We start from the raw sequence: 9,052 nt of genomic DNA, 5'->3' as shown, positions 1-9,052 counted from the left end.
GGAGAAAACAAGCGACAGCTGTGGATCCCGGAAGGATTTGCGCATGGCTTTGTTACTCTGACAGAGACGGCCGAGTTTTTGTATAAAACAACCAATTACTATTCACCGCAGAGTGAAGGCTCAATCCATTGGGATGACCCACTAGTCGGGATTAGGTGGCCGATGACAAGTAAGGTGAGTTTGTCAAAGAAAGATCAAGATGCTGTTACATTGAATTTGGCGGTTACCTTTTAAATGTAAATAGATGCCCACAAGGTGAATGTTTGTACACGCCTAATTTTGAATACCATATTACAATATTTTGAAAAGTTAGTCCGGCGGTGGCTCAGTGGATATTACTGTAAGATGTATTATTGGCCGCAAGTTTAGGATGTTTGGTGATAGGTGCTTTATTGTATTATCGGTTAAATATTGGAGTTCGATAAGGTGAGTATCGCATTGTATAAGTTGGCAGGAAAATTAGTTTTAAGTTAAATGTGAAGATGAATCAAAAGCTGGTGAGTAAGAACAATTAGTTCCTTTCTCAAATCCTTTAAGCATGTCAGATTTCGTAATCTGGTGAACAGCTACTTAAAAGTGAATTTAAAAGGCTATTGATATGTTAAAAAAGAGAGTGTTGACGGTATTTGGTACCCGGCCAGAAGCAATAAAGATGGCACCTGTGGTACATGCTTTAGCTGCTGATGAACGTTTTGAGGCGAAAGTCTGTGTCACCGCCCAGCATCGTGAAATGCTAGATCAAGTATTATCATTATTTGAGATTAAACCAGATTATGATTTGAATCTTATGAAGGCTGGGCAGACATTAAATGATATTACAGCCCGTATTTTGCTTGAGATAAAACCGGTTCTACAAGAATTTAAACCTGATGTTGTGTTAGTACATGGCGATACTGCAACTACCTTTGCTGCCAGTTTGGCTGCTTATTATGAGCAAATTGCTGTAGGACATGTCGAAGCAGGCTTGCGCACAGGGAACATTTATTCTCCATGGCCTGAAGAAGCAAATCGCAAGCTCACTGGTGCATTGGCAAAATACCATTTTGCACCTACCGAAACATCTAAGCAAAATTTGATTAAAGAAAACTATGCTGAAGATAGCATAATCGTTACCGGAAATACTGTAATTGATGCGCTACTTATGGTAAAAAATAAGATTGAACAAAATAGTGTTCTGCAAGCTACATTAGCCTCTCGGTTCTCATTTTTAGATGAGACAAAAAAGTTAATTTTGGTTACTGGACATCGCCGCGAAAGTTTTGGCGATGGGTTTGAACGAATATGTGAAGCTTTAGCTATCACAGCTAAAGCCAATCCTGATGTGCAGATTCTCTACCCAATGCACCTAAATCCTAATGTACGTGAGCCAGTTAACCGCATTTTAGGTGGTATCGAAAATATTATTTTGATTGAGCCTCAAGAGTATCTGCCATTCATTTATTTAATGATGCGTAGCTATATTATTTTAACTGATTCGGGTGGAATCCAAGAGGAGGCTCCTTCGCTGGGGAAACCTGTATTAGTGATGCGTGATACAACAGAACGCCCCGAAGCTGTTGCTGCAGGTACCGTTAAATTAGTAGGCACAAATGTTGATAAAATCGTAGCTGGGCTTTTGGTATTGCTAAATGATATTGACGTATATACCGAAATGAGTTTTGCCCATAATCCATACGGTGATGGATTATCTTGTGAAAGGATTTTAAATGCATTAGCTGAGTAAGGTTATAGGTAACATAGATAAAAATAGTTTTAATGTCACAAGAAACTGTAATTTATTTAATTTGAATGTGGTTTTTCATTATATATTTAAGTTGCCTATATAGAAAATTTTAAACTATGATATTTCTTAATGGGTGCAATAAAATACACTGATTGCTTATTAAGGATAATAAATGATTTTACCTGTGATCATGGCTGGTGGCTCAGGATCGCGTTTATGGCCGCTTTCACGCCAACAATTCCCCAAACAATTTTTAACACTACTCGGCAGTCATTCTATGCTGCAAACCACCGTGCATCGTTTAAAGGGAATTGAGCATGCACCAGTCATGGTTATTTGTAATGAAGAACATAGATTTAATGTCGCTGAGCAATTTCGTGCCAATGCCATTAAAACTAGTGGCATTGTATTGGAGCCTGTTGGACGTAATACAGCACCAGCAATTGCTCTTGCTGCAATGCAAGCATTGAAAATTGGTGATGATCCTCTGCTTTTAGTGTTGGCTGCTGATCATGTGATTAATGATGAAGTTGCATTTTGTACATCTGTAGCGCAGGCTGTGCCTTTTGCTCAGGCTGACAAGTTAGTGGCGTTTGGTATTGTGCCCACAGCTCCTGAAACAGGCTATGGCTATATTAAACGTGGCGATGTCCAAGGTAATAATTTGGGGTTTTCAGTTGCTAAGTTTGTTGAAAAACCTAATTTAGCCACGGCGAAAGATTACGTGGCTTCGGGTGAGTACTACTGGAACAGTGGTATGTTTTTATTTAAAGCCAGCACATATTTGAAAGAACTAAATGAGCTGTGTCCAGAAATTTTCACAGCTTGTAAGCAAGCGATGGTTGAAACACAGTCTGATTTGGATTTTGTTCGTGTCGATAAAGCTGCTTTTGAAGCATGTCCTGATGATTCGATTGACTATGCGGTAATGGAGAGAACTACCCAAGCTGTGGTTATTCCCATGGATTGTGGTTGGAGTGATGTAGGCAGTTGGTCTGCGTTGTGGGAAGTGTCTGAAAAAGACGAGCTTGGCAACGCTTGCCGCGGAGATGTGATCAATGTCGATACCCGTAACACGTATGTACACGCTTCTGAGAAACTAGTCACGACCATTGGCTTAGATGGTGTTGTTGTTGTCGAAACCAAAGATGCTATTTTAGTGGCGAAACAGTCTGAAGTGCAGCAACTTAAACAAGTTGTAGAGCAGCTTAAAGCAGAGCAGCGCAGCGAATGGCAACATCACCGCGAAGTTTACCGCCCTTGGGGTAAATATGATTCTATTGATCGTGGAGACCGCTTTCAAGTTAAGCGTATTACGGTTAAGCCTGGGGAAAAGTTATCTATCCAGATGCATCATCACCGAGCTGAGCATTGGATTGTGGTAACCGGGACAGCCAAAGTTACCAATGGTGATAAGGAAATGTTACTGACCGAAAACCAATCCACTTATATTCCAGTTGGTGTTGTACATGCACTAGAAAATCCTGGGAAAGTACCATTAGAGTTAATTGAAGTGCAATCAGGGGCTTATTTAGGAGAGGATGATATTGTGCGCTTTGAAGACAGATACGGCAGGTCTGAAAAATGAGTAAACCAATCGTTTCAGATATCATAAAAACTAGTGGCATTTCCTTTGGCACTAGTGGTGCGCGTGGTTTAGTCGTTGATTTTAATCCAGAGGTTTGCGCGGCATTTACTCTGGCTTTTATCAAAGTGATGCGGCAAAGCTTTTGCTTTAACCGTTTGGCGCTAGCTATTGACAATCGCCCAAGCAGCCCTGAAATTGCAACTGCTTGTATTGCTGCTGCAAAATTGGCTGGAGTTGAGGTTGATTATTACGGTGTTATTCCTACGCCTGCTCTAGCGGTTACTTCAATGGCTGACCGTATTCCAGCTATTATGGTAACAGGGAGCCATATTCCATTTGATAGAAATGGCCTTAAATTTTATCGCCCTGACGGTGAAATCAGTAAATCGGATGAAATAGCAATATTAACTGCTGATGTCATATTGCCTGAACTGATTACTGTTGTGTTACCTAAAGTATCTGAACGAGCGGCGAATAATTACTCTGCACGTTACCTAAAAATATTTAATGAGAACACACTAAAGGGAAAGCGTATTGGCATTTATGAGCATTCAAGTGCTGGGCGTGACTTGTATTCAGGTTTGTTTGAGAAGTTAGGAGCTACGGTTATTAGTCTTGGTCGTAGTGATAATTTTGTTCCTATTGATACTGAGGCTGTGAGTCAATCTGATATCGAGCAGGCAATTACTTGGCAAAAAGAGTATGAGCTTGATGCCATTTTTTCAACTGATGGTGATGGTGATAGGCCTCTTTTGTCTGATGAAACGGGCAACTACTTGCGTGGTGATATCCTTTGTTTGCTTGCGGCTAAAAACCTAGGAATTGAAGTATTAGCAGTCCCTATTAGTTGTAACTCTGCGATTGAGGCTTGCGGTTCGTTCAAGCATGTTGAGCGCACGCAAATTGGCTCGCCTTATGTAATTGAGGCATTTGAACGCTTGCAGCAATTAAGTGCCCGAGTTGCGGGATTTGAGGCCAATGGTGGCTTTTTATTGGGGGCTGACATTGATGTTAATGGTGTATCGCTGAGTGCGTTGCCAACTCGTGATGCGGTCTTGCCTGTGTTGGCTGTATTGGCAATGACTAGGACAACGGCTATTTCTGATTTAGTGAAAATGTTACCCGAAATTTACACAGCGAGTGACCGTATAAAAAACTTTGCGCGTGATAATAGTTTGGCTATCCTAGAACGAGGAATAGCTAATCCAAAGGCGTTATTAGTCAGCTTAGGGATGGGGGAGCTTGATGTGGTGAATGTTAATACTACCGATGGTCTTCGTATGACGTTAAATAATGGAGAGGTTGTTCATTTTCGCCCTTCTGGTAATGCGCCAGAACTGCGTTGTTACGCGGAGGCGCATAGTTTTCAAAGAGCGGTTTGGTTAGTGAAGCAATGTTTGATGATGTTAGTCATCAAATAGTATTTTTCTGCTAATGCTTTAAGGTAGTCAAATTGTCCACAATAAAGAAAGATATATATTCGGTTATATTCAGTAATTTCATGGCTGCTGGATTAGGTTTTTTTCTGAATATTGTATTGGCTAGGTTGTTAGACGTTGATGAATACGGTAGAATATTTCTGATTTTTTCTTTGGTAACTGTTTTATATACTATTTTTGACTTTGGGTTTAATTCTTCGCAAGTCATTTTTTATAATAAGGCTAAAGATGAATATGGTGAATATGTTGCTTGTGGATATATAGAATATATATATAAGTATTGGTACTTTGCAACTAATGTTATTTCGCTTTTAGCAATATATTTTCTTGCTAGTAAATATTCACTTGATAGACTTGAGTTAGTCTGTTTATACTCTTCATTCTCACTTTTTACTTTATTTAGGTTCTATATATCTTCATTGCAATCTTTTGGTTGTTGGTTGCTGTATAACAAGTTAAATATCTTGAATAACATTGTAAAGTCTATACTTATATTATCCTTTGTTTTTGCTTTACCTACATTTATTTCTAGTTTTAATATGTATGAATCCGCACTAGTTGGTTTTTGTTTGTATCCATTTGTTCTTCTTATTATTGTTTATTTTATATATCCAAAAGTAAAAAAAGAAAAATGTTCTAAAGAACTCACTAAAGCTTTTCATCATAGTTTCTTCAGAACTTTACTTCCCATAGGTATTATTGCGTTTTTATCAATTGTTATCATGCGAGTAGATCTACTGATAATTGAACACTTTTTAGGGTTTGAGGCATTAGGGATTTATGCGGCATCCAGTAGCCTTGCATTGGCATTTCCGTTAATTACAGCATCTATCATGAATGTGTTTTTAAAGAAAATGTCTGAATCAGGAGTTGATTATTTGGCTGTGATTTTTGACAAACAAAAAAGGCTCATATTCATTCTTCCAATAGTTGCAATTTCAGTTTATTTATTATCGCCATATATATTCAATCTTCTGTATGGGGAGAGATATATTGGAGGTGGTAATGTATTTTCGCTACTTGTTGTTGCTTATCTAGGAGGGATTTACTTTACTCCTTTTGAAAGTTACTTTTACGCCCATAAACCATACATTGTTTTATGTATTCGATTTGTTCAATTATTAGTAATGGTTTTGTTACAGACTCTATTGATCCGCGACATCGGCTTAATTGGTATAGCAATCGGAATCTTCGTTTCAAGGTTAATCAGTTGGTTAGCAATTACAACTCTATCCATAAAGGAGTTAAAATATAGTGCTTCTAGACACAATTAATCGTATATATAAAAATATTGCTTTTAGAGCAAAATGGAAAAGTGTAACTTTTCCCAAGCGTGGTTATTTTGAATTTACAGATAATATACATTTTCGTGGGACTTGTTATATTGGACCTGATGCATACTGGTCTGCCAAGGGGGGGGTGATTATTGGTAATAATGTCATTATTGGTCCAAAATCTGTGTTATGGAGTTCTTCACATAACTATAGATCTATGAATTATATACCATATGGTGAAAATGATGAGGACTTGCTTGGGACAATAACAATAGACGATCATGTTTGGATTGGTCTCGGTGTCACGATCTTGAAAGGTGTTTACATTGGTGAAGGTGCTGTTATTGCTGCACAGTCAGTCGTGACAAAAAATGTGGATGCTTATTCTATTGTTGCAGGGAATCCAGCTAAGATAATAGGTCACAGAGATGTGGAGTTATTCTTAAAATTGAAGAAAGATAATAAGTTATACTTATCTAGGCATTCTTGAGTTAAATTTGGAAATTATATCATAGTGAAAATTACAATTTTTGGGTACTTCGGCAAAGGAAATATTGGTGACGAAGTAATGCTAAGTAGTGCTCTAAATTTTTATTCTCTGGTTGATGAAATCGATGCAATTGATGTTTTCCGTACTGATGATTTAGAAAGTCGAGAGCAAAAAGTTAAGTATATAAACATTTGTGGCCATGTAGGAAAATTAAGACTACTAAAATCAATCTTTACGTCCAGTAAACTTTTGTGGATTGGTGGAACATGTTTGTATGATTCAGAAGGATTATCTGGGCTAGCTTTTATTAAAAAAATAATGAGCTTGTGTTCTTTTTTTAAAGTTGAAGTGCATTTTGTATCAGTTGGCGTTGGTAATATAGTTACGAGTGAAGGTAAGGGATTGGTAAGTTCTATATTAGACAAGTGTACTACAATTTCTTTGAGGGAAAAAAATTCATATAACTACGTGATTGATAATTGTAGTAATATTGACAAAGTATCAAAGGCCGGAGATCTTTTTTTTCTCGCACCTAACTTAGGTATGACCTCAAAAAATAGCAATATAACAAAATCCTATATAACATTTACCGGGCACTATGATTATTCTGCGAACCTACATGTTGTTAGTAAATGCATTGATTTAGTTAACTCGGTGATCAGTAAATATAATGTTGATGTATATTTCATTCCTTTTCATCAAGGTAAGTCTACTGATAATAAGTTTCATGAAAAAGTTATCGAAGGAGTTGTCTTTAAGAATAAGATTAAGATTTATCACGAAGTAAAGGTTGATGATGTGGCCGCTTTAATTTGTGATGCAAAGTTTCATATTGGATTTCGTTTGCACTCAGTTGTGTTATCCGAATTGACTTGTACACCGTATGTTGCTTTATCGTATTCGCCAAAAGTTGAACGATTTGTATCCAAATTCCATCCTGAGTCATCCAAGCAATATATAATTCAACTCAGCGCTGTGGACTATGTAGCTGACTTTGATTCTATAATAGAGAGTTTTTCAAGCAATGCAGAGTTAATCAAGTTAGAAAAAGATTTGGCATTTACTAGCCTTAAGAGTGTCATCGATGGAAAATAATTCTTTTATTCTGATATTTACACCAGCCTTTTTTAGCTATCTAATTATAGACTTTTTTAGTTTAAATTATTCTGGTGTAATAATTAGTATATTGATATTTATTTTTTTGTCTGTTTATAGTGTCTTTTATCTAGCGAGAGCGATTCTGTTTTTTTGGTTTACTTGTGTTTTATTTCCGGAGTTTCCTCGAAACATATTAGACCTTTATGCCTCACTGAATATTGGGGATGTTGAATATAATGTTATCTCCAGCGTGAAAATTGGCCCATTAACGTTAACTAATATTTTTATATTCTATTTCTTGTTTATTGCTATTCTAAAAGTGAAGCATGTACACCGCTATGCAGTTTTAACGATTCCTTTTTTTTTGTTGATGTTTAGTATTTCTTTGATGTCGACTATCTTAGATCTACAGGTTAGAACTTTTTTTTCTTTTCCTCAGTTAATAACTTCCTCTAAATATTATATTTTTACATTAGTTTTTAGCCTTGTATCAATACTTGTTTTAAATGGAAATTATAATAAGGCTATCGTTGTTGACTTGCTTGTTAGATTGATTGCTTTAATACCTCCAATCTTAGGTTTAAGAGCTGTGTTTTTTATTGTTAGTGATTTCGCACTAAAAAATCCATCACTAGATTTAATGACACAGCCTTTGCTTTCTATTTGTGCCATGTATTTCTATGTGCTTACAAAAAATAAGTACTTTGCTATTTATTCTAACCCGTTAATTTTCTCTTTGGTTTTAATATCACTCTTAACTACTTCTCGGAGTGTTATGGCAATTGTCTTATTATCTTTGTTTTTTCTTTTGATATTAGTATTTCTCATTAAAAGTAATGTTGATGATAAGCTAAGTAGCTTAAAGAAGTGTGGGCGAATTGTGATATATTTATCTGTTACTTTGTTGACGTTTTTTGTTTCTATATCGATAACAAATGAACGTTTATATGATTTTATCATGTGGAAAGCATCAGAGTTTACTCTTGATTCCAATTCAACTCCCTCTGGTTCAGCACTTGTTCGTAAACATGAAATTATTAATATTGCAAATGATGCCGATAAGAATTTGTACGTTCTCTTGTTTGGTAAAGGTTTTGGCTCCCACTTTAATTTTGAATATTCTCCACCACCATTGAATGAAAAATTAGATGAAAAAAGTTTTCCATTGAAGGAAATCGAGAACGGTGAATACTACAATCCTCATACTTTTGTCGCTACCTTCTTGCTAAGATACGGGGTTTTAGGTTTAGGACTATATTTAATCATACCGTTCTTTACATCCATATTATTAATGAGGAAGTCGATACCTTTAGCCATTTTATGTGTCTTGCTTATATATAATTACTACTTTAGGTTCGAGTTTCAACTTCTTATGGTTCTGATGTTTTATATCGCGTTGCTGGTTCCTAAGCAGTATTTTAAAAGTGCATAACAGATTTG

At 36.4% G+C, this 9,052-nt stretch carries 7 protein-coding genes and 1 pseudogene; all 8 read left to right on the top strand.

Annotated elements, in window-relative coordinates; all coding sequences use genetic code 11:
* On the top strand, positions 1-234 hold a 234-nt coding region (locus tag G5367_RS15670; protein ID WP_421245206.1), incomplete at its 5' end, for a dTDP-4-dehydrorhamnose 3,5-epimerase family protein.
* A gap of 364 nt (positions 235-598) precedes the next feature.
* On the top strand, positions 599-1,723 hold the full coding sequence (gene wecB, locus G5367_RS15665; protein ID WP_421245207.1) for a non-hydrolyzing UDP-N-acetylglucosamine 2-epimerase: 1,125 nt from the start codon (positions 599-601) through the stop codon (positions 1,721-1,723).
* A 172-nt stretch (positions 1,724-1,895) separates the two neighbouring features.
* Positions 1,896-3,311, top strand: coding sequence for a mannose-1-phosphate guanylyltransferase/mannose-6-phosphate isomerase (locus G5367_RS15660; protein WP_421245208.1), 1,416 nt, complete (start codon positions 1,896-1,898; stop codon positions 3,309-3,311).
* Positions 3,308-4,732, top strand: a complete 1,425-nt coding sequence (locus tag G5367_RS15655) for a phosphomannomutase (protein WP_421245209.1) — start codon at positions 3,308-3,310, stop codon at positions 4,730-4,732. The genes G5367_RS15660 and G5367_RS15655 overlap by 4 nt, the downstream gene beginning before the upstream one ends.
* A gap of 32 nt (positions 4,733-4,764) precedes the next feature.
* A complete protein-coding gene (locus tag G5367_RS15650; RefSeq protein WP_421245210.1) occupies positions 4,765-6,024 on the top strand; it encodes an oligosaccharide flippase family protein in 1,260 nt (419 codons plus the stop codon).
* A gap of 277 nt (positions 6,025-6,301) precedes the next feature.
* Positions 6,302-6,442: pseudogene (locus G5367_RS15645) on the top strand (acetyltransferase); the annotation flags it as partial.
* Positions 6,443-6,538: 96 nt separating this feature from the next.
* A complete protein-coding gene (locus tag G5367_RS15640) occupies positions 6,539-7,609 on the top strand; it encodes a polysaccharide pyruvyl transferase family protein (protein WP_421245211.1) in 1,071 nt (356 codons plus the stop codon).
* Positions 7,599-9,044: a hypothetical protein gene (locus G5367_RS15635; protein WP_421245212.1), complete on the top strand. Its 1,446-nt coding sequence runs from the start codon at positions 7,599-7,601 to the stop codon at positions 9,042-9,044. Before G5367_RS15640 ends, G5367_RS15635 begins: the two co-directional genes overlap by 11 nt.
* Positions 9,045-9,052 lie beyond the last annotated feature (8 nt).

The sequence above is a fragment of the Aeromonas sp. 604282 genome (genome assembly GCF_049170575.1).
In the GTDB taxonomy this organism is placed as follows: domain Bacteria; phylum Pseudomonadota; class Gammaproteobacteria; order Enterobacterales; family Aeromonadaceae; genus Aeromonas; species Aeromonas veronii_A.
This window is presented reverse-complemented; position numbering and strand designations above follow the sequence as displayed.